This window comes from Henriciella aquimarina (assembly GCF_002088975.1).
Taxonomy (GTDB): domain Bacteria; phylum Pseudomonadota; class Alphaproteobacteria; order Caulobacterales; family Hyphomonadaceae; genus Henriciella; species Henriciella aquimarina.
Window position 1 is genome coordinate 61,753 of the sequence record NZ_NCST01000027.1, and the last position, 25,460, is coordinate 87,212.

Sequence of the window (25,460 nt, forward strand, 5' to 3'; positions counted from 1 at the left end):
GGATCTAGACGCCTTTCGATAAGTGGCTTCTACGCTCACGAAACATCCACAGGTCTCATGAAGATAGAAAACCCCAAAGTTACGCTGGCCGATGAGGCGAGGGCCGGCGTCGAGGAAGATGTCCGCTCCGGGTTCCTGGACTGGCTGTTCCAGTTTTCAGTGACCGGCGATGACGGAGAACTCTACTCCGTCGGCGGGTCCATTCTGTCCCTCGCTCTCGAGAAACTGGACGTCGTGTCCATCAACTGCGCCAAGGGCACGGGCCATGTCGAGCAGCTTCCCGGTTCGGTCTACAAGATTGCTCGATATCCCGGGATGCAGTTCGAACGGTTGCTCAGGAAACCGCATGGTGCCCTCAAAATCGAGAAAGGCACCGAAAGCGTCGTCGTGACATGCGGGGATGAGTATCGCGTCGAATGTTTCGCGGACAATTCCTGGCATCTGACGATCGATTCCCTCGACGGGGAATACAGGGCCGATCTCTATCACCGGCCGCACGGCTTTCCGCTCTGGTACGGCCGGGACACGCCGTCCTATCTCACCCAGCACTCCATCACCTATGGCTACAACTGGGCAGGGGACGTGGAAGGCACGATTCATCTGAAAGGACAGCCCATCAAGGTGAAAGGGTTCGGCATTCGGGAGCGCTATGTCGCCGTGGATTCTTCCGCAGCCGAGCTTGGCGGCTGGGAGGACTGGGGCTTTGTCGCGTTCAACGAAATCCATTCATCCCTGTATGACATGCGCCTCGGCATGAAGGATTTCTCGATCTACGACCTTGAGACGCGCAAATACTATCCGGAAGGCGAGATGGCCATCACCCATGAAGACTGGGCCTTCATGCGTGAACTGGATGGCTTTATTCCGACCGTGTACAAGATCAGGATCGAGGTTGCCGACGGCGTCTATGACGTCAGGGCGCATGTCGGCAACGCGACGGTCTGGGGCGCGACGTTCAAGGTTCCCGACTATCCGGTTGCGACCCTGACTTTCGATACGGTGGAGGGGACATTCACCTTCAATGACGGGACAGTCAAAACCCTGACCGGCGGCCGGGGCGTCCTGTCAGTGCGGCAATGGCACGCTTATCCGAACATCTTGCCCCGAGAGCTCTATTCCGATGAGGCCAGGAGCGGTGAGAAGTTCGACACGCTTTAGGTGACTGGAAAAAGCGTAGGCGCTTTACCCAGACGGGCCTAGTCGGCCGTGATGGCGTCCACGAGGGCGGCGGCCTCATAACTGTCCCACTCGGCTTCTCCGGAGAGGCGCGCAATCTCCGCGCCTGTCTCGTCATAGATGACGCTCGTGGGGAAGCCCTTGGCGCCGGCGTCGTAGACGATGTCCCAGTTTTCCGGCGGGGCGAAATAGAAGTCGAGGACGCCGCCGCTAAGCTCGCCAAGACGCTCGCGGGCATAGTCCTTGTCCTCGCTGGCATCGACGCTGATGGCGATGACCTTGAAGTCGTCACTGCCCTTCTGGGCTTCAAGCGAGCCCAGGGAGGGCATCTCGCGCTCGCACGGGCTGCACCAGGTGGCCCAGAAGTTGACGAGGATTGTCTGTCCCTTGAAGTCGCCCAGCGTCATCTCCTGGCCGTCGGGGCCTTCGAAGGTCGCCTCGGTCACAGGTTCGCCGCGGTTTGAGACGTCGAGCTTTTCAAGCGAGCCTGTGGCAAGTTTTCCGATCGGGTCGGTATTTCCACCCTTGGAAGTCGCGCTCAGCAATGCATAAGACACAGCGAGCACCAGACCGGCGATGAGGGCCGGGATCGCAAATTTGAGCACACGGGACATAGCTGTCTCCAATTTTCAGGACTTGTGATATGGCGGACAAGAACGGCAAAGGCCAGCAGATGTGGGGGGGACGCTTTGCCGCGCAACCATCCGACATCATGCAATCGATCAATGCCTCCATCGATGTCGACCGGCGCATGGTTCTGCAGGATATCGCCGGCAGCCGCGCCCATGCGGACATGCTGGCCGACTGCGGCATCATCTCCGAAGAAGATAATGAAGCCATCCAGGGCGGCCTTGACCGCATTCTGGATGAGGTGAAGGCCGGCAATTTCCCGTACCGGGTTGAGCTGGAAGACATTCACATGAATGTCGAGGCGCGCCTGAAAGAGCTGATCGGCGAGCCGGCCGGTCGCCTGCACACCGCGCGCTCGCGCAATGACCAGGTGGTGACGGATTTCCGCCTCTGGGTGCGTGGCGCCCTGACAGAAGCGCAGTCGGCCCTTGCCGGCCTGCAGAAAGCCCTGCTGAAGCGGGCTGAAGAGCATGTCGAATCGATCATGCCGGGCTTCACCCACCTGCAAACCGCCCAGCCCGTGACGCTTGGTCATCACCTGCTCGCCTATGTCGAGATGGCGGAGCGGGACCGGGGCCGGATCTACGACGCCGCCCTGCGCCTGAACGAATCCCCGCTCGGTGCGGCCGCCCTGGCCGGGACCGGCTTTCCCATCGACCGGGACATCACCGCCGAATCCCTCGGCTTCGACCGGCCGATGGCGAACTCGCTGGATGCGGTTTCGGCGCGGGACTTTGCACTGGAAGCGCTCGCCGCCCTTTCCATTGCCGCTACGCACCTGTCGCGCCTGGCCGAGGAGATCGTGCTGTGGACCAGCGCGCAATTCGGTTTTGCGCAATTGTCGGATGAATGGTCGACCGGCTCGTCCATCATGCCGCAGAAGCGCAATCCGGATGCGGCCGAACTGATCCGGGCCAAGGCCGCGCTGATCACCGGTCACTTCACAAGCCTGCAGGGCGCGGTGAAGGCCCTGCCACTGGCCTATGCCAAGGATTTGCAGGACGACAAGCGTCTCACCTTCGAGGCGTTCGACACGTTCGGCCTGTGTGCGCGTGCCATGGCAGGCATGATCGACACGATCCACTTCGAGACGGTCGCCATGCGGGCTGCCGCTGCAAAAGGCTTCTCTACGGCAACCGACCTGGCCGATTATCTGGTCCGCGAACTGAAGATGCCGTTCCGCGACGCCCACCACGTCACCGGGCGGATCGTGGCGCTCGCCGAGGCTGACGGCGTCGACCTGGCTGCGTTGCCATTACAAAGCATGCAGACCGTTGAACCGCGCCTTACCGAGGACATCTTTTCCGTGCTAAGCGTGGAAGCGTCGGCAGCCAGCCGCCAGAGCTATGGCGGCACATCGCCGGTCAGGGTCGCCGAACAGGTGGACCTCTGGAAGAAACGACTGGGCCTGGAGGCCAAGAGCTGAATGAAACGTGTTTTGAAACTGAGTATTGGCGTGAGCGTGTGTGCCTTTCTCGCCGGGTGCGGCATCCGCGGAGACCTCGAACGCCCGCCGCCGATCTTTTCCGACCCGCCAAGCGAGGAAGCGCAAACGCCGGTCGATGTGCCGGTCGAATTTGCGCTGGCCCCGGAACGCTCCGAGGACGAGGCCTATTACAACGAGCTGGGTGGGGAGATCCCCAAGCCCGATCCGGAAGCCAATGTCGACGAAAGCGGCATGGGTGAAGTCGGACCATCGGACTGAGCCGGACACGTGCATCACTTTCATTACGTCAATGGACGCCTCCACTGCGAGGACGTCTCGCTTGATGCCATCGCGGATGCGGTCGGCACGCCCGTTTACGTCTATTCCTCGGCAACGCTGAGGCGCCATGCCCGCGTCATCGCGGCCGCCTTTGAGGGGATGGACTGCCTGATCGCCTATTCCGTGAAGGCAAATGGCAATCTCGGTGTGCTGAAGACCCTGGCGGCTGAAGGCTGTGGCGCCGATGTCGTCAGTGGCGGTGAGCTGAAGCGAGCCCGCGCGGCTGGCATTCCCGCCTCACAGATCGTGTTCTCCGGGGTCGGCAAGACGCGCGATGAAATGCGCCTCGCCCTCTCGGAAAGCATCCACCAGTTCAATGTCGAGAGCGAAGCCGAGCTTGAGGTTCTCGCCGAGGTGGCCTCCAAAATGGGCGCCACGGCCTCGGTCGCCGTGCGCGTCAATCCGGACGTCGCGGCCGGTGGCCACCCGAACATTTCGACCGGCAAGGCCGGCGACAAGTTCGGTGTGCCGTGGGAGGATGCCGACGCGCTTTACGACAAGATCGCCAGGCTGGAGGGGGTCGAGGCCGTCGGGGTCGATGTGCATATCGGCTCGCAGATTGACGAGATTGCCCCGATGCGCGCCGCCTTTGAGCGCGTGATGACGCTGGTCAGGGGCCTGCGCGAGAAAGGTCATGCCATCAGCCGGGTCGATCTCGGTGGGGGTCTGGGCATTCCCTATCGCGAGACCGACGATCCGCCACCGCCGGCCGACTATGCCAATATGATCCGCGAAGTGACCGAAGGCATGGGGCTGCAGGTCATCCTTGAGCCAGGCCGCGTGATCGCCGGGAATGCCGGCGTGCTGGTCACTGAGGCCCTTTACAGGAAACCCGCGCCGAAACGCGAATTCCTGATCGTGGATGCGGGGATGAATGACCTGATGCGCCCCGCGCTCTATCAGGCCCACCATGATTTCCTGCCCCTGAAGGAACGGGCTGCGGATGCGCCTAGAATGCGGTATGATGTTGTCGGACCGATCTGTGAATCGACCGACAAGTTTGCCGCCGAACGCGAGCTTCCCGTCATGGAACCGGGAGACCGGCTCGCGATGATGTCGGCCGGAGCCTATGGTGCCGCGCTTTCGTCGCAATACAATGCGAGACCATTGGCAGCAGAAGTCCTCGTCGATGGCGACCAGTTTGCTGTTGTCCGTCGGCGGCCCAGTTTTGAAGAGATGGTGGCATTGGAGACGTTCCCTGATTGGCTGACCTGAAGCGCATTCCGGGCATCGAGCCGAAAATTGCGCGCACACGTGGCGCTCTGTGGCGGCTTGCGGCTGCGCGTGCCTTCTGGCCCTCCTTTGTCCTGGTGGCGCTCTTTGCCCTGTTTGCCGTGACCGGCATGCTGGATGCGGCCAGCGAGAAGCTCGCATCGCTGTCGTTGATCATTTTTGTCGGCGGGCTTGCCATTGTAGGCGTCCTCGGCTGGGCCCGCTTCCGACCGCCGGACCGGACCAAAGCCGTAAAACGCCTCGACCGGCAGTCCGACCTGCGGCCGCTGGCGACGCTGGGCGACCGGCCCGCCCATCCGGAAGCCGACGGTGTCGCGCTATGGCGTGCGCATGAGACCCGGCTGACAGATGCTGCCCGCCGGCTGAACATTCCGAGCCTTTCAGCCGACTGGAAGAAGCTGGACCCGTTCTATCTGCGTTATGCGCTTCCGGCGCTTCTGATCGCCGCCTTCGTTGTGGCCTGGCCGGCTGGCGGAGACCGGCTGCAACGGGCCTTCGCTCCGGATATCGGCAGCCTTTTCGGTGCGGAATCGATCCGCATCGAAGCGTGGATCACCCCGCCGAGCCATACGGGCCGCCCGCCCATCTTCCTGCAGGACGCCCAGGACGGCGTGCGCGTGCCCGCCGGCTCCGAAGTGACCGTCCGTGCGCAGGCACCCTCCGCGCCGCATCTCGTGATCGACGGCACTGACAGCCGTTCGAAGGCCCGCTTCTCCGTCACCCCCGAAGGCGCTTATGAAGCGACCGGCACCATTACTGAGGACAGTGAGATCCGCGTGACCTGGTGGGGCAAGCGCGCAGCCTGGACGATCCTTGCTTCACCGGATGAGGCGCCTGCCGTTGAATGGGTGTCGGAGCCGGAATTGCTGCCCAATGACAAGACGGAGTTCGGCTGGAAAGTCTCCGACGATTACGGGGTCGATTCGCTGGAGATGGTTTTTACGCTGACGACGAAAGAGGGCGAGACCAAGGAAGACGCCGTCGCTGTCCAGCTGCCGGCCATTTCGCCGAAAGAGGCTGAAGAAACGACGGCGATAGACCTGACGCGGCACCGCTGGGCCGGGCTTGAGGTCGAGGCCCGCCTGCGCGCCACCGATGGCGCCGGACAGGCTGGGCTGAGCGAGCCCGTCACGTTCACCATTCCGGAAAAGCTGCTCCTCCAGCCGCTCGCCCGTGCGATTCAGGACATCCGTGTCACCATTCTGCGCGAGGATGGGGCCTATGAGGACCTTCCGGATAATGCCGAGGCGTTGCAGGATGGCGCCGTCTACACCGCCGCGACCCAGCGCATCGCGCATGCCCCGCCGGGCATTCAGCGCGCCGGCCGCATGATCGAGGGGGTCACCTTCGAGGCGCCCCGCTATTTCGAGGATATCAGCATCTATATGGGTCTGCGCCATGTTGCGGGCGTGCTGCAGGCGGCCTCTTCTACCGACGAGGCCGATACCACGGAGCCGCTTCTCTGGTCGCTCGCGCTGCGGGCGGAGTATGGTAGCGCGGCTGATGCGCTGAGAGCCCTGCAGGCGGCCCGCAAGGCGCTTGAGGAAGCGCTGCGCGACGGCGCCTCGGAAGCCGAGATCAAACGCCGCCTGGAAGCCTTCAAGGAAGCGGCCCAGAATTATCTCGCCGCCCGCATGGCCGAAGCTATGGCGAACGGCCTCGACGCGCCCCCGAACGACACTGACAGTGCCCAGAACGGCGGCGGCCAGAGCCTTGGCGGATCGGACTTCTCCGACATGCTCGACGCGCTTGGCGACCTGACGGAGACTGGGGCGACTGATCAGGCCCGCCAGCTGCTCTCCGACATCACCAACATGCTCGAGAACCTGCAATTCCAGCAGGGCAATAATAGCGGCGACGGTTTCCCCGGCATGCCCGGCCAGCAGCAGGGCGAGAATGACGAAGACGTCCCCCAGGAAGAGCGCGAGCTTTCCGAAACGCTTCAGAACCTTTCGGACCTTCTGCGCGAGCAACGTGAACTGAATGACGACACGATGGCCGAACAGCGCGGTGAGGGACAGCAACCCAACGGCCAGCAGTCCGGCGCTGAGGGCAATCGTGGCAACAATTCGCTGGCCGACCGGCAGGACGAGCTGGGTGATGGCCTGCGCAATCTCGGCGAGCGTGGGCGGGACGGTTCAGCCGGGTCGGAAGACGAAGATGGCGAAGAAGGCGCCGGCGGTGGCGGCGAGGAGATGGATGAAGAGACGCTTCAGGCCATCGAGCGCGCCCAGCGCCGCGCCGCGGAAGCCCTGCGGGACGGCAATGGCCTCCGTGCCCAGCGCAATCAGGAAGAAGCGACCGACCGGCTGCGCGATCTTGCGCAGGGGCTGGCCGGCCAGTTGGACGAATTACGCAAGGAGCGGCTTGGCGATGAATACGGCTCGGAGGATACCGACCCGTTCGGGCGTCCCATGGGCGGCGTTGCTGATGGGCGGGATGTGAACATTCCCGACGAGGCCGAGCGCCAGCGTGCCAAGGATATCCTGGACGAGTTGCGCCGCCGCTACGGCACGACGCCGGACGAGGAAGAGCGTGATTATCTGGAGCGGCTGCTCGACCGCTTCTAGGGTTTGGCCTCAGGCGGCGCCCGGTCCGGGATCGTCGCCATTCCCATCCTCGTCATCCGCGACATCGTCACCAGCATCACCGTCCTGGGCGAAGGTCCGCATCATGAAGATCGGTACCGATCCGCGCTCGGTCATCGCCCAGTCAAGCGGCTGGTCGTGAGGTTCGGCCGGCAGATCGTCCAGCATCTGGGCATAGAAGCCGAGTCCGCAGGCAAAGACGCGGCCCTCATTTCGCAGCGCACTGAGGGCGCGGTCATAATGGCCTTTCCCGTAGCCGATGCGATTGCCGACCTTGTCAAAGGCAAGCAGCGGCAACAGCACCAGGGTCGGGTCGACGTGCGGCGCGGTTTCCAGAGGCTCGCTGAGGCCGAAGGGGCGGCGCTCAAGCTCTTCCCCGTCGCTCCAGAGCCGGAAGGACATTGTCCCGTCCTCGTCAAGCCGCGGCAGGGCGAGTTGGGCGCCGGCTTCGGCCAGACGTGCCATGAGCGGGCGCGGGTCGACTTCGCTGCCAATCGGCCAGTAGCCGGCAACGACAGGGCCGTAGCGCTCCAGGAGTTTCAGCGGGAATTTCTCCGCGAGCGTAATGCCGGCATCGGGATCGCGGGCGTGCAGCTCGTCACGCAATTCCTTCAGCTCGGCGCGCAGGGTGGTCTTCGCGTCAGCGCTCACGCCGGCGCCTTTTCGTCCATGCCGACCAGCGCCTTGGCATAGGCCTCGGCACTGAACGGTTGCAAATCTTCGGCTTTCTCGCCGACGCCGATGAAGTGGATCGGCAGGTCATGGGCCTCGGCAATAGCGACAAGGACGCCCCCTTTGGCTGTGCCGTCGAGTTTGGTCATCACGATCCCCGAAACCTCGGCGGTGTGGCGGAAGGCCTCCACTTGGCTCAGCGCATTCTGGCCGACCGTCGCATCGAGAACCAGGATCACGTCATGCGGAGCCTCCGGGTCGAGCTTGCGCGTGACGCGGACGATCTTGGCGAGCTCCGACATCAGCTCGGCCTTGTTCTGAAGCCGGCCGGCCGTGTCGACCAGGACAAGGTCGAGATTTTCCGCCTTTGCCTTTTCGACCGCCTCATAGACCAGGCCGGCGGCGTCCGCGCCTGTAGGTTTCGACATGACCGGGATTCCGGCCCGCTCGCCCCAGACGGTGAGCTGTTCGATGGCCGCTGCGCGGAAGGTGTCGCCGGCCACGAGAAGCGCGCTGGCGCCCTGCTCTTTCAGCTTTGAGGCGATCTTGCCGATCGTGGTCGTCTTGCCGGAGCCGTTGACGCCGACGAAGAGCACGATGCGCGGGGTCGGCCCGTCGGAGAAATCGACGAGCCGTTCGCGCGGCTTCATGATGGCCTCGATTTCCTCGGCGAGCGCCGCCTTGATCTCGTCGTCGGTGACATCCTTGTCGAAGCGGTTCTTGGCGAGATTGGCCGTGACCTTGGCCGCCACCCGCGCACCCATATCCGACGCGATGAGCAGGTCTTCCAGCTCTTCCAGCGCCTCGTCGTCAAGCTTGCGCTTGGTGAAGGCGCCGGTCAGGCTCGCGCCAAGTTTGGAGGAGGACTTCGACAGGCCGCTGGTCAGCTTCTTGAAGAAACCCGGAGACTTCACCTCGGCATAAGGATCCGGTTCTGAGGGCTCCTCAGCCGTATCAGCTGTTTCCGCAGCCTTGGCGGCTTCTTCGGCTTTGCGTTGGGCCTCCTCGCGCTCAGCCTCTTCCCTTTCCTGGCGAAGACGTTCGGCCTCTTCTGCGGCACGGCGGGCTTCGGCGGCGTCTGCTTCGGCCTTTCGCGCGGCTTCCTCGGCGGCGGCCTTGCGCTCCGCGTCTTCAGCTGCATGGCGAGCGGCCTCTTGTGCTTCTTCGGCTTGCCGGGCTTCCTCTTCCTTGCGGCGAGTTTCTTCTGCTTCAGCGGCTTCGCGTTCGCGCTGCTGGCGCTCTTCCCAGGCGCGGTTGGCTTCAACGACCTTTCGGTCGATCTCGGCCTGCTCGGCCGCCTTGCGTTCGGCTTCTTCCTTCTCGGCGGCCTCTTTGGCGGCAACCTCTTCAGCCGACAGCTCCGGCGCCGTCATCGCGGCGCCGGCCTCTTCGAGTTCCTTCTTTTTCTTCTTTTTTCCGAACCAGAGGATCATGCAGGCTCACCGATCAGTTTACGTCCGTCATGCCGGACTATCCTTGCCGCAACTGGTCGCCCGGCTTCAAGCCCCTGAAAGTCTTCGAGCGACACTTGCGAGAAGTCGCCGAGCCGCCCGCTTGTCTCCTGTTCCACCAGAACCTCGCGGGTCTGACCGACATGGGTGTCGAGGTGACGGGACAAGGCGGCTGCGCCGGTCTCGCGCAGACGGGCGGCACGGGCTTTAATGACGGCCTTTTCCAGCTGTGGCATGCGCGCTGCCGGGGTGCCCGGGCGCGGGCTGTAGGGAAAGACGTGCAGGAAAGCCAGGCCGCAATCCTCGACCAGCTTTACCGAATTCTCGAAGGCGGCTTCGCTCTCTGTCGGGAAACCGGCAATGATGTCCGCGCCAAGGGCAATGTCAGGCCGGATCTGGCGCAGCTTGCCGGCCAGCTCGATGGCATCTTCCCGAGAGTGGCGGCGCTTCATCCGCTTCAGCATGAGATTGTCGCCGTGTTGTAGCGACAGGTGCATGAAGGGCGCCATGCGCGGATCGGCCATTGCCTCGAACAGGGCGTCGTCCATTTCTATGGCGTCGATCGAAGAGATGCGCAGCTGCTTCAGCGCCGGCACAAGCTTCAGGATACGCTGCACGAGATTGCCGAGCTGCGGCGCGCCCGGAAGGTCAGCGCCCCAGCTTGTCAGGTCGACACCCGTCAGCACGATTTCATAATGGCCCGTCTCGACCAGGCGGCGGATCATCTGGACGACTTCGCCAGCCGGAACCGAGCGGGAATTGCCGCGGCCATAGGGGATGATGCAGAAGGTGCAGCGGTGGTCGCAGCCGTTCTGGACCTGAACATAAGCCCGCGCTCGGCCTTCCATGCCGTCTATCAGGTGACCGGCGGTCTCCTTTACCGACATGATGTCGTTGACGAGCACCTTCTCTTCGCCATGGCGCAGTGCAGACGAGGCCCACGTGCCGGCCTCCATCTTTTCCTGATTGCCGATGACACGGGTGACTTCCGGCATCGCGGCAAAGGCGTCCGGATCAATCTGGGCGGCACAGCCGGTGACGACGATCTTCACGTCTGGATCGTCCTTCTTCGCGCGGCGGATGGTCTGGCGGGCCGAGCGCACGGCCTCTGCCGTGACCGCGCAGGTGTTGATGATGACCGTATTGTCCAGGCCTGCTTTTTCGGCATGCCCGCGCATCACCTCGGACTCGTAAGAGTTCAGGCGGCAGCCGAGCGTGATCACTTTCGGCGAGAGACGAGGCTTGGTGTCTGTGGACATGGTCAATCCGCCCAGATCGCGCGTCTGACCGATGGTTTCAAGCCTTATCAGCTGCAGGCGCCGAGACGCTTGCCGGAAAAGTCACCCTTCATGTCGATGCTGCCGCCGCCCGGCTGGCTGCCTGTTATCGTCATCGTGCCGGTGACAGACCGGCCATCATCGGAGGCCGTGGCCTCCATCGTGCCCTCCATGGAGGCGCCGCCCTGATCGCAGGTGAGGTCGAAGCTGACCGATTTGCCCGTGGACTGGATGTTCGAGGCCGTGCAGCCATCACCGCTCAATTCGTCGGGGTCGAAGGTGGCATCCTCTTCGCTGATGCACTGCGTCGTGGTGTTCGTTTTCCCTGGCAGCTCCATCGACATGCCCTGGGTCTTCACCGTGCCGGTAAAGGTGTGGCTTGTTTCCCAGTTGCCCGGCTCGACGCCCAGCGATTGAGCCGAGGCAGCCCCGGTGATGGCGAGTGACAGGGCCGCGGCGCCCAGGATATTCGACAGTTTCATGATTGTCCCTCCATTCGGAAATTGCGTCCTCCGAAGGGCAGCCTATCGCGTCTGCGGCCTTGGGGCCACTCTCAGACGTCAAAAGACATTTCGAGCTCGACCGGCCCGGTCATCAGGACATGATCGTCAGATTCGCGCCACTCGACGGTGAGTTCGCCGCCATCGAGGATCATTTTGGCCTTGCGCCCGGTCTTTCCGGCACGCGCCGCACACACCAGCGCGGCGCAGGCGCCCGTTCCACAGGCCTTGGTCAGCCCGGCGCCACGTTCCCAGACGCGCAGGCGGATGGTTTCCCGGTCGATGACCTGTGCGAAGCCGACATTGGTCCCTTCGGGAAACAGCGGATGCCACTCCACCAGCGGGCCGATCTGGGGGATGTCATAGGCGTCGACATCGTCGACGAAGAAGACCGCATGCGGATTGCCCATGGACACGACGGCGGGCCTGGAGAGGTATGGATTGTCCATCGGGCCGATGCGGACATCGACGCCGCGCACATCCATCTTCTCCGCCAGTGGGATGTCTTCCCAGGCCATGAGCGGCGAACCCATATCGATGGTGACGAGGTTGTCCCCGGCCTTCCGGCCCTTCAGCACATCGGCATTGGTGCGGATGCGCACCTGCTCCTTGCCGTCTTCCTCAAGCAGGAGATGGGCAACCGCCCGCGTCCCGTTCCCGCAGGCATTCACCTCTTCGCCGGACGCGTTCCAGATGCGCAGGAAGGCATCGGCGCTGCCATCGCGTTCGATCGACATCACCTGGTCGGCCTTCATCTGTTCGGCAATCGCACGGATGCGCGCTGCATCGGGCGCAAACTTCCGGTCCCTTGCGTCAAAGATCGCAAAGGCATTGCCGGCACCATTCATCTTCCAGACTTTCATGGAAACGTCATGTAGGCGAGGTGAGGCCTCAGCAAAAGCCCAAACTTATCGCGGCAGGCGCGTCGCCATAATCCAGCCGGCCAGCTGTGACGTGGCGGCCACGATCAGCAGGATATCGGCGACGGGATGGCGCCAGAAAAGGGCGACGACGGCCACGCCGATACAGATCCAGTCGACCCGGTCGTCGCTTATGAGATGCCCGGCAGGCCGGCGCTCGGCCTCGATTGTCGCGAGGTTTAGCCCGTGCCAGGCGCGGTCCATGGTGGGTGGGCCGAAAATATCCTGCAGCTCGCGTGGATTGGTGACTCCTGTCAGCCCGCAGAGCACGCGGGCATCGGCCATGCCGAGTTCGACGGCCTGTTTCATCGTCATCGTGCCCAGCAGACTCGCCAGCGCCATGAGGATGGTCGCGATCGAGACGCCGAACAGGGCAAGACCTTCGAGAATATTCACCATTATGGGGCTAGATGGGGATCGCTGCCCAATAGTCGAAGTCGAGCAGCACGTCAGGGTGATATTTTCCCTCCTCCGTACGCAGCGGGACGTCGGCGCAGTGGTGGTCCTTCGTGGCAACAAGGCGCAGGCGCAGCGCCCCTGTCGTCTCATTGATCTCTGCCTTGTCGAGGACTTCCGACCACGCATAGACGGTGTCGCCCGCAAAGAGCGGCCCGGCATGGGTGCCGGCATTGATGGCCAGAATCTGGGCCGCGCTCTCCAGGCCGTTGAAGGACAGGGCCCGGGCAATCGAGATCACGACCCCGCCATAGATCAGCCGCTTGCCGAACCGGCTGTCTTTCTGCGCATGGGCGTCGAAGTGAACCTTGGCGGTGTTCTGGTATGCGCGCGTGGCGATCTGGTGTTCGGCTTCCTCGACCGTCATCCCGTCGACATGGTCGATTGTTTCGCCGATAGCGTAGTCCCCGAAGCGCCATTTCGAGCCGGCGAGGCTGGCATCCCAGCTGCCATAGGCTGGGGCTGTGAGGTCAGAGGCGGGGACGGCGTCCTTCAGCTCGGGGATGACAGGGTCCGGGGCGGGGCTGCCGGGATCCTTCTTGTTGACCATCACCCAGCGGACATAGGACAGCACGGTCTCGCCGCTCTGGTTTTCGCCGCGCGTGCGCACCCAGACGACACCGGTCTTGCCGTTCGAGTTTTCCTTGGTACCGATAACTTCGGAGATCGCTGTCAGCGTGTCGCCGGGATAAACGGTCTTCGCGAACGTCCCCTCGGCATAACCGAGATTGGCCACGGCATTCAGTGAGATGTCGGGCACCGTCTTGCCGAACACGACATGGAAGGCGAGCAGCGGATCGACCGGCAGGCCGCGAAATCCGTTGGCCCGGGCAAAGGTTTCGGCGGAATAGAGCGCGTGGCGGCTGCCCGTCAGCGCCCGGTAAAGCGAAATATCCCCGGTGCTAAGCGTCAGGGGGGTGGCATGGACAAGCTCCATGCCCGGTTTGAAGTCTTCGAAATAGTGGCCCGGATTGGATTTCGTCATGCTGCCCTCTTGCCGTTCGGGGCAGCCGGTATCGCCCGTCTCAGGCGAGCCGCAGCCCCTGCATGCTGTCGCCTACCACCTGACCTGTCTGCCCCCCTGAAATCAAGGCAGAACCCGTCAGGGGTGCAAAAAGCAGCAGGGCAAGGATCGAAACCAGCGTACCGGCAATGAGCTGTGCTTCCGGGCGCTTGAGCGCGTCGCGCAGGCCATCCATGCCATAGACGGCCAGCTGCGGCCCGAAGAACAGGGCGGCAGACAGGACCAGGAGCAGGCCGGCGAGAACAAGCAGAAGCGTCATGCAAAGCCTTGTCGCACAGATGCTTTGCCGCCCCGCTTACGCGGTTTGTGAAATTTGATCGATCGGCCCGGAAAGTCTGACCTGTCACTTGATATCGAGCAGCTTCTCGATTGGCCGGCCAAGGACGGCCTTGTCACCCTTGATGCCGATGGGACGCTGGATCAGGCGCGGGTTTTCAACCATCGCCTTGTAAAGCGCCTCGTCATCCAGGTCTTCAGGCAGGTCGAACTTCTTGGCATCCTTCTCGCGGAGAAAGTCACGCGGTGAGGCATTGCCCATCTTTTTTGCGATATCCTTCAGCTCATCCACGCTGAGGGCTTCTCCGGCATTCATGTATTTGCGGATCTCGGGCTCGACGCCGTTTTCCTGCAGCAGGGCGAGGCCCTTGCGCGAGGTGCTGCAGCCGGTGTGGTGAAGCAGGGTATAGCTCATCAGGCAGTCTCCATGGCTTTGATGGCTTCGTCGACGGCAACAATCCGCCTGGCCTCTTCCAGGTGGAGCAGTTCCGTCATCTTGCCATTGACCTTCAGGACCCCCTTGCCGGCATTCTCCGGGGCGGCAAAGGCGGCAATGACATCATGGGCCTGCTGCACATCGCCTTCATCCGGGGCGAAGATGCGGTTGGTGGTTTCGATCTGCGAAGGGTGAATGAGGGTCTTGCCGTCAAAGCCGAGCATGCGGCCTTGGCGGACCTCGCTTTCGAGGCCTTCGGCATTGGAGATATCGTTGTAGACGCCATCAATGGCGACGATGTCATAGGCGCGGGCGGCCGCGAGAGTCAGGCCGAATGTCGTCTGGAAGGCCGTGCGGGCGGGATCGGTAAGCGCGCGAAGCTCCTTGGCGAGGTCATTGGTGCCCATGACGAAGGCTGACAGGCGGGTGCGGCCCGTGGCTTCGGCAATGTCCTTGATGTTGAGAAGCGCCTTCGGCATCTCGATCATCACCCAGAGGCCCATCTCTTTTGGCGCGCCGGCGCGCGACATGGCGTCGTCGAGGCGGTCGATGTCACCGCCGTCGATAACCTTCGGCGCCAGGATGGCGTCCGGCCCGGCGGCCACAGCGGCTTTCAGATCATCAAGGCCCCACTCGGTATCGAGCCCATTGATGCGGATGACGACCTCGCGCTTGCCATAGCCCCCGTCCTTGACCGCGTCGCACACTGTCTTGCGCGCCTCTTCCTTGGCATCCGGCGCGACAGCATCTTCCAGGTCGAGGATGAGTGTGTCGGCCGCGAGGGTCTTCGCCTTCTCGAGCGCGCGCGGATTGGCGCCCGGCATGTAGAGACAGGACCGGCGGGGGCGGTGGGTCGTCTGTGTCGTCATATGGTTTCCATCCCGAATAAATCGCGCTTCTCGATGCCTTTTCATCCCGGTCCTGTCCAGTGGTGTCATTGCCACGGTCTTTCATTCCGTGATGTGTCGTGTATCGCTGCACACCAGCCGAATTGGAGACGAGCACCATGAGCGATATCCGCGGGTTTGTGGCACCGGGCTTTGAGCCGGTGCGCGATGTATTCGAGGCGACATTCGAAGCCGGCGAAGAGCTTGGGGCCGGGTTTTCCGCGATCCTGGACGGCGAGGTGATCGTCGATCTGCAGGGCGGCTTTGCCGACCGCGGCAAGGAAACCGCCTGGGATGAGCGGACGCTGGTGCCGATCTATTCGACGACGAAGGGCATCGCCGCCCTCGTGATCGCGCGCATCATCGATACACTCGATGAAGGCTATGAGACGAAGGTCAGCGCCGTCTGGCCGGAATTTGCCAGCGCCGGAAAGGCAGATGTCACGATTGGCGAGATGCTCTCCCACCAGGCGGGGCTTGTGGGCTTCGCCGAGCCCATCGACCCGGCGCTCTGGCTCGATCCGCCGGCTTTGTCGGCGGCGCTGGCCGATCTCGAGCCGCTTTGGGAGCCGGGCACCGCGCATGGCTATCATCCACTGACCTGGGGGTATCTCGCCGGAGAGCTCGTCCAGAGGATTGCGGGCCGGAGCCTCGGCACGATCCTGCGGGAAGACATCTGCGAGCCACTCGACATAGACTTCCATATCGGGCTGCCGGAAGAGGAGCATGACCGTGTCGCGGGCCTCATGCGGCCACGCGAGATGCCGCAGCTTGGAGAACTCAATGAGTTCAAGAAAATCGCTTTCCTCACGAAATGGGCTGCGCCTGACAGGGGCGGGGCGCAGTGGCGGGAGATCGAGATTCCATCTGCCAATGGCCACGGCACGGCGCAATCGGTCGCGCGGCTCTACGGCGCTTATGCGAATGGTGGCCGTATCGACGGAAAGCAGCTGGTCCCCGAAGACTCTTTTGCCGCGCTCACACGCCGGCAGGTGATCGGTGAGGATCTCGTCCTGCCCTTCGTGACCGAGTTTGCCGCCGGAGTGATGCGCAACAATCTGGGCATTTACGGCCCGAACGAAGAGACGCTTGCTCATTCCGGCTGGGGTGGCTCGCTGGCGCTTGGAGATCCTGCGCGCCACTTGTCAGCAGCCTATGTCATGAACCGGCAGTCAAGCTTCCTGCAGGGGGACCCGAGGGCCCGGCGGCTTGTCGATGCACTCTATGGCTGCCTGTAGCCAGATGCCTTGAGGGCAGGACGCAGAGCGCGACGGACTCACGCAAAAATAGAATTTTCGCTTGCAAAGCGAGCTGGCGTGGGCTTTGCTGCTCCATAGACGAATTTGGAACTCCAATTTCACCAAATGCAGTCTCTGCCCCGGTTCCCGTCCTCCCCAGGACACCGGGGCTTATTTTTTTGGATAACTATTCCGCCGGCCGGGCCGCCCTGGCGAGACGGCGGGCTTTTCGGTCGCCAAGAATACTGTCGGTGGTGAACACGACCAGCGCTGTCCAGATCAGGCCGAAGGCAACCGCATCGACCGGTCCGAACGGTTCCCGGAAGAGAAGCACCGCAATCAGGAACTGAATGGTCGGCGTCATGTATTGCATCATGCCGATCGTCGCGAGCTTCAGCCGCTTGGCCGCCAGGGCAAACAGGATGAGTGGGACGGCTGTGATCGGCCCGGCCAGCGGCAGGACCAGCCAGTCCCAGCCATAATCGCCGACCCAGCCGCCCTGGCCGGTCGACTGGAACCAGGCAAGCCAGATGAAGGCGACCGGAAAGAGCAGGGCGGTTTCCACGGCGAATCCGATCCGGCTATCGACCTGGATCTGTTTGCGCACGGCCCCGTATGAGGCAAAGCTGAAGCAGAGCACCAGCGAGACCCACGGCAGCCGCCCGAGTTCCCAGGTCAGCACGCCGACCCCGATCGCGGCAATGGCAATGGCGACCCACTGGGCGCGGCGCAGCGTCTCGGAGAAGAAGATCATACCGATGAGCACGCTCACCAGTGGATTGATGTAGTAGCCGAGGCTCGCTTCGGTCACCCGTTCGGCCGAAACGGCCCAGATATAGACCAGCCAGTTCAGCGCGATCAGCGTTGCGGAAATCGCAAGATAGGAGATCCGCCGGCGGGTCAGCGCAGCCCGCATATCCTTCCACCGCTTCGCGGCGGTGACGAAGAGCAGGGCGGTCGGCAGGCCCCAGAGAATGCGGTGGGCCAGCATCTCCTGCGGTTCGATATGATTGAGCGCGCGGAAATAGAGCGGCAGTCCGCCCCAGAGCAGGTAGGCGCCGAAGGCGCTCAGGAATCCAAGGCGAAGCTCCGACGTCATTCGCGGCAAATAATGCGCCGCCTCGCCGATGACCACCCGTTTCCTGTGATCTCGGCAGTCTGTTGAGAAAAGCTGATATGCAAAAAGAGAACGCCGCCCGAAAAGGGCGGCGTCCGGATCGTGTTTCCTGCTGGGCGGCCGGTTAGGCGCTGACCGATTCCGGCTTCAGCACACCGCGCTTGATCAGTTCTTCGGCGATCTGGACCGTGTTGAGTGCGGCACCCTTGCGGAGATTGTCCGAGACAACCCAGAGGGCCAGGCCGTTTTCAACGGTCGGGTCCACACGGACGCGGGAGACATAGGTCGCCCATTCGCCGGCGGCCTCGACCGGGGTGATGTACTGGTCTTCATCCGGATTATCGACGACCTGAACGCCATCGAAGTTGCGCAGGGCTTCACGGGCCTGTTCCGGCGTGATCGGGTTATTGAACTCGATATTGACCGTTTCCGAGTGGCTGACAAAGACCGGTACACGCACGCAGGTGACCGTCAGCTTGATGTTCGGATCGATCATCTTGTGGGTCTCGTTCCACATCTTGGCTTCTTCGTCGGTGAAGCCGTCCTCGCGGAAAGAGCCGATCATCGGGATCGCATTGAAGGCGATCTGGCGCGGATACTCTTCCGGCTCCGGCTGATCGTTCACGAAGATGCCCTTGGTCTGGTTCCAGAGCTCGTCCATGCCGGCTTTGCCCGAGCCCGAGACGGACTGGTAGGTCGACACGACAACGCGCTTGATATTGGCCGCATCGTGCAGCGGCTTGAGCGCCATGACGAGCTGGGCGGTCGAGCAGTTCGGATTGGCGATGATATTCTTCTTGCCGTACTCAAGGACGTCTTCGCCATTCACTTCCGGAACGACCAGCGGGACATCCGGGTCCATGCGCCAGGCCGAGGAATTGTCGATGACGATTGCGCCCTGGGCGCCAATCTTGGGGGCCCATTCCTTCGACAGCGTGCCGCCAGCCGACATCAGAACGACGTCGACCTTGGAGAAGTCGAAATCGTCGAGTGCCTGACATTTGAGCGTCTTGTCGCCATAGCTGACTTCGCGGCCGACAGACCGGCGCGAGGCCACGGCAAAGACGTCGTCTGCCGGAAAATCGCGTTCATCCATGATATTGAGGAGTTCGCGGCCCACATTCCCTGTGGCGCCGACAACTGCAACTCTGAGTGCCATAATGTTTTCCTTTCGCGAGGCGCTCTCCATAGCGAAGAAAGCCGCGCTTCTCAATCAAATGCTAATCGCCCGCGTGACAAGGAAGCCGCCACAGCCGGAGACTTGATTTCAACAGCATGTAATGCACTTTCGCTGAATGTTGAGTGCACCTTCTGCAAACGCCTCACCGATGGAGACGATCCTGATCGAAGATATCATCTCGAAGTACATCAAGAGCTACAATTCCCGCGACATTGAAGGGATGCTCGACTGTGTCACAGAAGACGTCATTTTCGAGAACATTTCAAACTCCGGCCAGACCATGACCTTCGAAGGCCGTGAGAAGATGGGCGAAGTGGCCGAGCTTTCCGGCAACGCCTTTTCCTATCGCCGCCAGAAACTGGTCAGCCTGGTCATCGGCCAGGGCAAGGCGGCCGCCGAGATCGAGTTCGAGGGCAAGGCTGCCGTCGACCTGCCAAACGGCGTGAAGGCCGGCGAGACCATCAAGGTCCGCGGCGCAAGCTTCTTCGAATTCCGTGGCCAGCTGATGAGCCGGATCGCCGACTACAGCTAGCTTTAAAGCCCTGCGATAATCGCGTCAGCCATCTCCTGGGTCGACATCGAGCCGCCGAGATCGCTGGTGCGCGCGCCTTCCTTCAGGGCCTTGCTGACAGCGGCCATCACGCGGTCGGCCGCATCCGGGCGTCCGAGAGACCAGCGCAGCGCCATTTCCAGCGACAGGATGGCCGCGCACGGGTTGGCGAGGCCCTTCCCGGCAATATCCGGCGCCGAGCCATGCACCGGCTCAAAGAGGCCGGCCACGCCTTCTCCGCCAAGGCTGGCGGAGGGCAGCATGCCGATCGAGCCGGTCAGCATCGCGGCTTCATCGGAGAGAAGGTCGCCGAAGAGGTTGTCTGCCAGGATCACGTCGAACTGTTTCGGATTGCGGACCAGTTCCATCGCGCAGGCATCGGCCAGCATGTGTGTCAGCTCGACCCCGCTGCCGCCGGCTTCGTGCAGGGCGGTGACTTCGGTGCGCCAGAAATGGCCGCTTTCCATGACGTTCGACTTGTCGACCGAGCAGATCCGGCCGTCACGTCCACGCGCGATCTCGAAGGCGATGCGCGTGACGCGCTCGATTTCGGGTGCGGTGTAGATGGACGTGTCATAGCCGCGGCGGATGCCGTTCTCGTCGGTGTCCACGCCGCGCGGTTCGCCGAAATAGACCCCTGAGGTCAGTTCGCGCACGATCATAAGGTCGAGGCCCTCAACCCGGTCGCGTTTCAGGCTGGAGGCGTCAACAAGCGCTTCGAAGCAATAGGCCGGACGGAGATTGGCAAAGACATCCAGCTCCTTGCGGAGGTTCAGCAGGCCCATTTCCGGGCGATGGATGCGCTCTACATTGGCCCATTTCGGCCCGCCAACGGCACCCAGAAGGACGGCATCGCTGGTCCTGGCCTTTTCAAGGGTCTCGTTGCTGAGCGGGGTGCCGCCGGCGTCGATGGCGGCGCCGCCAACAAGGCCCTCTGTCAGGGTGATGTCGGGGGCGACCTGTTCGGCCACGCGGCGGGCCTGGGCAATGACTTCGGGACCGATGCCATCGCCGGGCAGAAGAAGGAGTGTCTGTGTCATGTCGCAGATGCTTTAGGCGGGGGAAGGCGCCGATGTCTATACGTCGGGCGGCTTAAATCTCTTCCGGTTCTGCTTCATAGAGCCGCAGAGACCGGTCACGCAGGCCGAGCCCGGCGATGACGCCGCGCCACTCGGTCATATGGACGCTTTCGAAGTGCGCTTTCAGGGCGTCCCGGTCCTGCCAGCGTTCCGAGACGCGGACCAGGCCAGGGTCGAGCATGTCGATGGCATAGGCATAGTCGATGCAGCCGGCTTCGGCGCGGCTGGCGCGGACCATGGTCTCCATGGCGGGCCGGGCATCGTCCAGACGGGCCGGATCGATGCGGACCGTGCCCTCAATGACGATCATTGTGCCGGCTCATCGGCCGTTCGGGATTTCTGCACCTTGTCGGGGTCGATATCGACCTCGGGCTCGGTGGAGAACGGGTCTGTTGCGCATCCGGCCAGGATCAGGCTGGCCATAAGCGTGAGCAGCAGGGGGGCAGCCTTCATCATGAACCTCCGTTTCAGCTGGTCGCCGGTTCGAGCCAGGGGGTCGTTGCTTTCCGGCCCTTCTCGAACGTCGCAATCGTTTCTTCCGCGGTCAGGGTCAGGCCGATGTCGTCCAGCCCCTCAAGCAGGCTTGCCTTGCGGCCTTCATCGACATCGAAATGGATCTCTTCACCGTCCGGCGAAGTGATGATCTGGCGCTCGAGGTCGACAGTGAATTTGTGATTGGCCCCGCCGGCCTGCTCGGCCAGCGCCGCACACACCTCATAGGGCAGGGCGATGGGCAGGATGCCGTTCTTGTAGCAGTTATTGTGGAAGATATCGGCGAAGGAGGGCGCGATCACGCAGGTGATGCCCTGGTCCAGCAAGGCCCATGGCGCATGCTCACGCGAGGAGCCGCAGCCGAAATTCTCGCCCGCGATCAGAATTCCGGCTGACTGAAAGGCCGGCTTGTTCAGCACGAAGTCTGGATCCGGGCTGCCATCGGCCCGGGTCTTGAGTTCGTAGAACAGACCCTGCGACAGCCCCTCGCGTTCCGTTGTTTTGAGGAACTGCTTCGGAATGATCATGTCTGTGTCGACATTGGCCATCAGCCGGTCGTGGTGGGTCAGGGCCGCAGCGGTCGAGGTGAGGGTCGTGAAGGCTTTCATGGAAGTGTTTCTATCGCGGTGTGTGGGAAATGAACAGGGTCGGCACGCCGAGCGTGCCATCCCGGACGGTAAAGACGTGCGAGCCGGGTTTCCGGCCGGGGCGGATCTCCGAAATCTGGAGACCAGCCTCGCTGAGCCGGGCATGCGCGCGCGGGAGATCTTCGACCGCCCAGGTCAGTCCCCAGATCGTGTCGGGTCCGGCCGGATCATGGGCCTCGTCCAACCGGTGGATGATTTCCACGGTCAGTCCACCCGTTTGGAAGAAGAGAAAGCGTGTCTTCCACTGCTCGGCGGTGCGGTCGAGCCTGAGATCGAGGCCGAGTTTCGCGCCATAAAGCGCAAGCGCCCGGTCGGGATTGGGCGTGTTGATGACAATATGGTCGAGCGACTGGGCAGCCGTCGGAGAGGCGGATGCAGACTCGAGGTCGGATTCCGGCTGCAGGACGAAGAGCTTCATCCCGGCAGCCTGGGCGTCGTTGCAGCGGAAGCGTTTCCACCGCCGAACGGCAGAATCGTCCAGATTCGTGCTTTCCCCATAGGTGATGTCACCCGGCATCAGCGCCCGGCGGGCGAAGGCATGATGCGTCTGGTCGATATTGCCGGTCCGGAAGGCGAGGCTGGTGAGGCCGGGGCCGCGCTCGGCGGTGATCTCGCGCAGGCGGTCGGAAACCGGGCCGTCGCCATCCGGGGCCATCAGCTCCAGCGCTGTGTTCTGCACGGCGAAAAGGGCTGTCGCCGCGCCATTTGCGCTCGCACGCCAATCGGGCGCGCGTCCAAGAAGGGCGCTGTAGGCGGTCATGCCGTCCTCGATGTCGGGGCAGACCAGAACGATATGGTCGAGGCCGGTGATCAAAGACATGGGGAGGCAGTGGGGTTCAAGGTCTAGCCAATGACGCCCGTAATCGCCGCGCGCGCGGCGAGCGTCGGGCTCATCAGGTGTGTGCGCCCGCCACGGCCTTGCCGGCCTTCAAAGTTCCGGTTCGAGGTCGAGGCACAGCGCTCGCCGGGTGCGAGTATGTCCGGGTTCATACCGAGACACATGGAACAGCCCGGCTCGCGCCATTCGAAACCGGCCTCGGTAAAGACCTTGTCGAGGCCTTCGGCTTCAGCCTGGGCGCGCACGAGGCCGGAGCCGGGCACGATCATGGCACGCACGCCATCGGCAACCTTTGAATTTTCAGCAACTTTCGCGGCTGCGCGCAGATCCTCGATGCGGGAGTTCGTGCAGGATCCAATAAACACACGCTGCACGGGCGTTCCGGCAATCGGGGCGCCGGCCTCCAGGCCCATATACTCGAGGGCCCGTTCGGCGGCGGCTTTCTTGACCGGATCACGCATCGTTTCCGGATTGGGGATCGTCGCCGAGACCGGGATAGCCTGCTCCGGGCTGGTGCCCCAGGTCACGGTCGGCTCGACATCTTCGCCGCGGATTTCGATGACGCTATCCCAATGGGCATCCGGGTCGGATTTGAGCGTGCGCCAGTATTGCGTCGCCATCTCCCAGGCGGCGCCTTTCGGCGCGGAGGGACGGCCCTTCATGTAATCAAAGGTCGTCTCGTCGGGCGCGATCAGCCCGGCGCGCGCGCCACCCTCGATGGAGAGATTGCAGAGCGTCATCCGCCCTTCCATGGAGAGCTTCTCGATCGCGGACCCGCGATATTCCATGACGTGGCCCGTGCCGCCGGCGGTGCCGATAATGGCGATAAGGTGCAGGGCGAGATCCTTGGCGGTGACGCCTTCGCGCAGCTCACCGCTGACCTCGATGGCCATATTCTTCGACTTGCGCGTGCGCAGCGTTTGCGTCGCCAGCACATGCTCGACTTCTGAGGTGCCGATGCCGTGGGCGAGCGCGCCGAACGCGCCATGCGTCGATGTGTGGCTGTCGCCGCAGACGATCGTCATGCCGGGTTGGGTCCGCCCCTGTTCGGGGCCGACGACATGGACGATCCCGTTGCGTGGGTCCCCCATCGGGAAGAATTCGATGCCATATTCGGCGACATTGCGGGTGAGCGCGGAAAGCTGGTTGCGCGCGGCTTCGTCCTTCACGCCTTCCAGACCAAGCGCCTGGTTTTCGGTCGGCGTATTGTGATCGGCCACAGCCAGGGTGAGTTCCGGGCGCCGGACAGCGCGCTTTTCCGTCTTCAGGCCGGCAAAGGCCTGCGGTGTCGTCACCTCATGGATGAGATGCAGGTCGATATAGAGAAGCGCATCGCCCGTCGCCTGATCGGTGTGGACGGTGTGCGAATCCCATATCTTGTCGTAAAGCGTCTTGCCTGCCATGGCCCTCATTTCCTTATTTGGGCGCGAAAACATCATGTCTTGGCGCAATAGGCAAGATATGCCTCGCTGTTGATGCAGCGACAGAAAAAAGGGGCCAGCGTCCCCCTGCTGGCCCCTTTCATAGGTGAACTCTTGTCGAGTCCGCCTAATCCCCTTTGGGTGCTTCGCACGGCATGTGTCCCTGATAGAACCGTACGCCCCCACCCAATCTGCTTTGACAGGGAGATCGCAAGTGGCGTGCCAATTGCGGGCGCGGTGTCTCGAGGCGGCTGCAAAAGAAAAGCCCCGCTGTTTCCAGCGGGGCTTTTGAAAGTGTGCCAGATGGCTGCAGCCTATTCTTCGGCGCCGCCTTCTTCAGCTTCGGCATTGGCTTCAGCCTCTGCGGCAGCCGCTTCAGCTTCCTTGCGCTTGGCTTCTTCACGCTCTGCACGGTCCTTGGCAGCCTGCTCCTTGCGGGCAACCTTCTGTTCGGCGCGCTGACGCTTGCGCTCGGTCTTGGAGATGGTGGTTTCCGTCGTCTCCATGCCGTGACCGGACACGCGCTCGGCGATCCGGGCCGACTTGCCGCGCAGATTGCGCAGATAGTAAAGCTTGGCGCGGCGGACATGGCCCTTGCGCTTGACTTCAATGCTCTCGATCATCGGCGAGACGACCGGGAAGACCCGTTCCACACCTTCGCCGAACGAGATCTTGCGAACGGTGAAGTTCTCGTTGAGGCCGGTGCCGGCGCGCGCGATGCAGACGCCTTCGAAGCGCTGGACGCGCTCACGGTCGCCTTCGCGGATGCGCACGTTCACGGAGACCGTGTCACCCGGGGAAAAATCCGGAATGGTCTTGCCGGAAGTGACGCGGGCCACTTCTTCAGCTTCGAGCTGCTCAATCATGTTCATCGTCCGTCTCCGACGCTCGTATCTCTTGCCCGTTGAGGTAAGCGGCCCATAAATCGGGACGACGGGCTTCTGTCAACAGTTTACTGCGGTTGAGCCGCCATTCGGCGATTTTCTTGTGATCGCCGGATAGCAGGACCTCCGGGGTCGGCTCATTTTCCCACATCCGCGGCAGTGTGTATTGCGGATATTCCAGCAGGCCGTCGGAAAAACTCTCTTCCTCGAGCGATGTTTCATTGCCGGCCACACCGGGCAGCAGGCGCACAGTGCTTTCGATGATGGCTTGGGCAGCCGCCTCGCCGCCGGCCAACACGAAATCGCCCAGCGAGACTTCGATCATGCCGCGCCGGTCGATGACACGCTGGTCGAGCCCTTCGAAGCGCCCGCAAAAGCAGATCAGGCCGGGCCCGGCGGCAAACTCCTGGGCCATGGCCTGGGTGAAGGGCTTGCCGCGCGGGCTGAGATAGATCAGCGGGCGTCCCCGGCGGTCGAGGCTGTCGAGGGCGGCCACGGCCACATCGGGCCGCATCACCAGACCGGCCCCGCCGCCGGCCGGCGGATCATCGACCTTGCGATGCTTGCCGATGCCGAACGCGCGCAGGTCAGTCACATCGAGCGACCAACGGCCCTCACCGCGGGCGCGCCCCAGGATCGAGACGTCCAGCAGTCCCGGAAACGCCTCCGGAAACAGGGTGATGATCGAGACGTCGAAAGCCATGTGTCCTGGCGTCCTGCTAC

The 25,460-nt window shown here is 62.9% G+C and carries 28 protein-coding genes; 7 read left to right on the forward strand and 21 right to left on the reverse strand.

Annotation, left to right across the window (positions count from 1 at the left end; all coding sequences use genetic code 11):
• Positions 1–57 precede the first annotated feature (57 nt).
• A complete protein-coding gene (locus tag B8784_RS03975) occupies positions 58–1,158 on the forward strand; it encodes a hypothetical protein (protein WP_084396324.1) in 1,101 nt (366 codons plus the stop codon).
• Between the two features lie 38 nt (positions 1,159–1,196).
• Here the strand turns inward: B8784_RS03975 and B8784_RS03980 are convergent, their stop codons facing one another.
• On the reverse strand, positions 1,197–1,790 hold the full coding sequence (locus B8784_RS03980) for a TlpA family protein disulfide reductase (protein WP_084396325.1): 594 nt from the start codon (positions 1,788–1,790) through the stop codon (positions 1,197–1,199).
• Positions 1,791–1,819: 29 nt separating this feature from the next.
• Between B8784_RS03980 and argH the strand changes: the two genes are divergently transcribed.
• The 4 genes from argH to B8784_RS04000 are packed head-to-tail and all read left to right on the forward strand — an operon-like array spanning position 1,820 to position 7,374.
• Entirely contained in the window at positions 1,820–3,232 is a 1,413-nt protein-coding gene (gene argH, locus B8784_RS03985) for an argininosuccinate lyase (RefSeq protein WP_199288572.1), read from the forward strand.
• The gene (lptM, locus tag B8784_RS03990) at positions 3,233–3,511 is read left to right on the forward strand and encodes an LPS translocon maturation chaperone LptM (RefSeq protein WP_084396326.1); all 279 of its coding nucleotides are present in this window, start codon (positions 3,233–3,235) and stop codon (positions 3,509–3,511) included.
• Between the two features lie 9 nt (positions 3,512–3,520).
• Positions 3,521–4,786 carry a diaminopimelate decarboxylase gene (gene lysA, locus B8784_RS03995; protein WP_084396402.1) on the forward strand — a complete coding sequence of 422 codons (1,266 nt, stop codon included), beginning with the start codon at positions 3,521–3,523 and terminating at the stop codon, positions 4,784–4,786.
• Positions 4,774–7,374: a DUF4175 domain-containing protein gene (locus B8784_RS04000; protein ID WP_084396327.1), complete on the forward strand. Its 2,601-nt coding sequence runs from the start codon at positions 4,774–4,776 to the stop codon at positions 7,372–7,374. Before lysA ends, B8784_RS04000 begins: the two co-directional genes overlap by 13 nt.
• 9 nt (positions 7,375–7,383) lie before the next feature.
• On the opposite strand, the gene B8784_RS04005 is transcribed toward B8784_RS04000, so the two are convergent.
• The 10 genes from B8784_RS04005 to B8784_RS04050 all read right to left on the reverse strand — a co-directional run bounded on the left by B8784_RS04005 (position 7,384) and on the right by B8784_RS04050 (position 15,273).
• Positions 7,384–8,043 carry a 5-formyltetrahydrofolate cyclo-ligase gene (locus tag B8784_RS04005; protein ID WP_084396328.1) on the reverse strand — a complete coding sequence of 220 codons (660 nt, stop codon included), beginning with the start codon at positions 8,041–8,043 and terminating at the stop codon, positions 7,384–7,386.
• Entirely contained in the window at positions 8,040–9,497 is a 1,458-nt protein-coding gene (ftsY, locus tag B8784_RS04010; RefSeq protein WP_199288573.1) for a signal recognition particle-docking protein FtsY, read from the reverse strand. Before ftsY ends, B8784_RS04005 begins: the two co-directional genes overlap by 4 nt.
• Entirely contained in the window at positions 9,494–10,774 is a 1,281-nt protein-coding gene (gene mtaB / locus B8784_RS04015) for a tRNA (N(6)-L-threonylcarbamoyladenosine(37)-C(2))-methylthiotransferase MtaB (protein WP_084396329.1), read from the reverse strand. Before mtaB ends, ftsY begins: the two co-directional genes overlap by 4 nt.
• A 47-nt stretch (positions 10,775–10,821) precedes the next feature.
• Positions 10,822–11,274 carry a DUF3617 domain-containing protein gene (locus B8784_RS04020; RefSeq protein WP_084396330.1) on the reverse strand — a complete coding sequence of 151 codons (453 nt, stop codon included), beginning with the start codon at positions 11,272–11,274 and terminating at the stop codon, positions 10,822–10,824.
• Positions 11,275–11,345: 71 nt separating this feature from the next.
• Entirely contained in the window at positions 11,346–12,155 is an 810-nt protein-coding gene (gene dapF, locus B8784_RS04025; protein ID WP_084396331.1) for a diaminopimelate epimerase, read from the reverse strand.
• 45 nt (positions 12,156–12,200) lie between these two features.
• Positions 12,201–12,611 carry a hypothetical protein gene (locus B8784_RS04030; protein WP_084396332.1) on the reverse strand — a complete coding sequence of 137 codons (411 nt, stop codon included), beginning with the start codon at positions 12,609–12,611 and terminating at the stop codon, positions 12,201–12,203.
• A 7-nt stretch (positions 12,612–12,618) separates the two neighbouring features.
• Positions 12,619–13,653 (reverse strand): MaoC family dehydratase, encoded by a 1,035-nt coding sequence (locus B8784_RS04035; RefSeq protein ID WP_084396333.1) that lies wholly within the window; start codon positions 13,651–13,653, stop codon positions 12,619–12,621.
• Positions 13,654–13,693: 40 nt separating this feature from the next.
• Positions 13,694–13,951 (reverse strand): hypothetical protein, encoded by a 258-nt coding sequence (locus B8784_RS04040; RefSeq protein WP_084396334.1) that lies wholly within the window; start codon positions 13,949–13,951, stop codon positions 13,694–13,696.
• A gap of 84 nt (positions 13,952–14,035) precedes the next feature.
• Positions 14,036–14,383: an ArsC/Spx/MgsR family protein gene (locus tag B8784_RS04045; RefSeq protein WP_084396335.1), complete on the reverse strand. Its 348-nt coding sequence runs from the start codon at positions 14,381–14,383 to the stop codon at positions 14,036–14,038.
• On the reverse strand, positions 14,383–15,273 hold the full coding sequence (locus B8784_RS04050; protein ID WP_084396336.1) for an HpcH/HpaI aldolase/citrate lyase family protein: 891 nt from the start codon (positions 15,271–15,273) through the stop codon (positions 14,383–14,385). The genes B8784_RS04045 and B8784_RS04050 overlap by 1 nt, the downstream gene beginning before the upstream one ends.
• Before the next feature lie 137 nt (positions 15,274–15,410).
• Between B8784_RS04050 and B8784_RS04055 the strand changes: the two genes are divergently transcribed.
• Complete coding sequence (locus B8784_RS04055; protein WP_084396337.1) at positions 15,411–16,529, forward strand: serine hydrolase domain-containing protein; 1,119 nt, start codon at positions 15,411–15,413, stop codon at positions 16,527–16,529.
• A gap of 187 nt (positions 16,530–16,716) precedes the next feature.
• Here the strand turns inward: B8784_RS04055 and rarD are convergent, their stop codons facing one another.
• Together rarD and B8784_RS04065 are read right to left on the reverse strand one after the other, a co-directional pair.
• Positions 16,717–17,628, reverse strand: a complete 912-nt coding sequence (gene rarD, locus B8784_RS04060; protein WP_084396404.1) for an EamA family transporter RarD — start codon at positions 17,626–17,628, stop codon at positions 16,717–16,719.
• 142 nt (positions 17,629–17,770) lie between these two features.
• Complete coding sequence (locus B8784_RS04065) at positions 17,771–18,805, reverse strand: aspartate-semialdehyde dehydrogenase (protein WP_084396405.1); 1,035 nt, start codon at positions 18,803–18,805, stop codon at positions 17,771–17,773.
• Positions 18,806–18,941: 136 nt separating this feature from the next.
• Between B8784_RS04065 and B8784_RS04070 the strand changes: the two genes are divergently transcribed.
• The gene (locus B8784_RS04070) at positions 18,942–19,358 is read left to right on the forward strand and encodes a nuclear transport factor 2 family protein (protein ID WP_233355958.1); all 417 of its coding nucleotides are present in this window, start codon (positions 18,942–18,944) and stop codon (positions 19,356–19,358) included.
• 2 nt (positions 19,359–19,360) lie between these two features.
• Here the strand turns inward: B8784_RS04070 and leuB are convergent, their stop codons facing one another.
• The 8 genes from leuB to trmD form a co-directional block, all read right to left on the reverse strand.
• A complete protein-coding gene (gene leuB, locus B8784_RS04075; RefSeq protein WP_084396338.1) occupies positions 19,361–20,416 on the reverse strand; it encodes a 3-isopropylmalate dehydrogenase in 1,056 nt (351 codons plus the stop codon).
• Positions 20,417–20,468: 52 nt separating this feature from the next.
• A complete protein-coding gene (locus B8784_RS04080) occupies positions 20,469–20,765 on the reverse strand; it encodes a putative quinol monooxygenase (RefSeq protein WP_084396339.1) in 297 nt (98 codons plus the stop codon).
• On the reverse strand, positions 20,762–20,911 hold the full coding sequence (locus B8784_RS21525) for a YajG family lipoprotein (protein ID WP_158085567.1): 150 nt from the start codon (positions 20,909–20,911) through the stop codon (positions 20,762–20,764). Before B8784_RS21525 ends, B8784_RS04080 begins: the two co-directional genes overlap by 4 nt.
• A gap of 11 nt (positions 20,912–20,922) precedes the next feature.
• Positions 20,923–21,555, reverse strand: coding sequence for a 3-isopropylmalate dehydratase small subunit (gene leuD / locus B8784_RS04085; protein WP_084396340.1), 633 nt, complete (start codon positions 21,553–21,555; stop codon positions 20,923–20,925).
• A 10-nt stretch (positions 21,556–21,565) separates the two neighbouring features.
• Positions 21,566–22,414: a VOC family protein gene (locus tag B8784_RS04090; RefSeq protein ID WP_233355959.1), complete on the reverse strand. Its 849-nt coding sequence runs from the start codon at positions 22,412–22,414 to the stop codon at positions 21,566–21,568.
• Between the two features lie 23 nt (positions 22,415–22,437).
• Positions 22,438–23,835, reverse strand: coding sequence for a 3-isopropylmalate dehydratase large subunit (gene leuC, locus B8784_RS04095; protein ID WP_084396341.1), 1,398 nt, complete (start codon positions 23,833–23,835; stop codon positions 22,438–22,440).
• A gap of 332 nt (positions 23,836–24,167) precedes the next feature.
• Complete coding sequence (gene rplS, locus B8784_RS22135; protein ID WP_084396342.1) at positions 24,168–24,725, reverse strand: 50S ribosomal protein L19; 558 nt, start codon at positions 24,723–24,725, stop codon at positions 24,168–24,170.
• Positions 24,712–25,440, reverse strand: coding sequence for a tRNA (guanosine(37)-N1)-methyltransferase TrmD (gene trmD / locus B8784_RS04105; RefSeq protein ID WP_084396343.1), 729 nt, complete (start codon positions 25,438–25,440; stop codon positions 24,712–24,714). The genes rplS and trmD overlap by 14 nt, the downstream gene beginning before the upstream one ends.
• Positions 25,441–25,460: the final 20 nt, after the last annotated feature.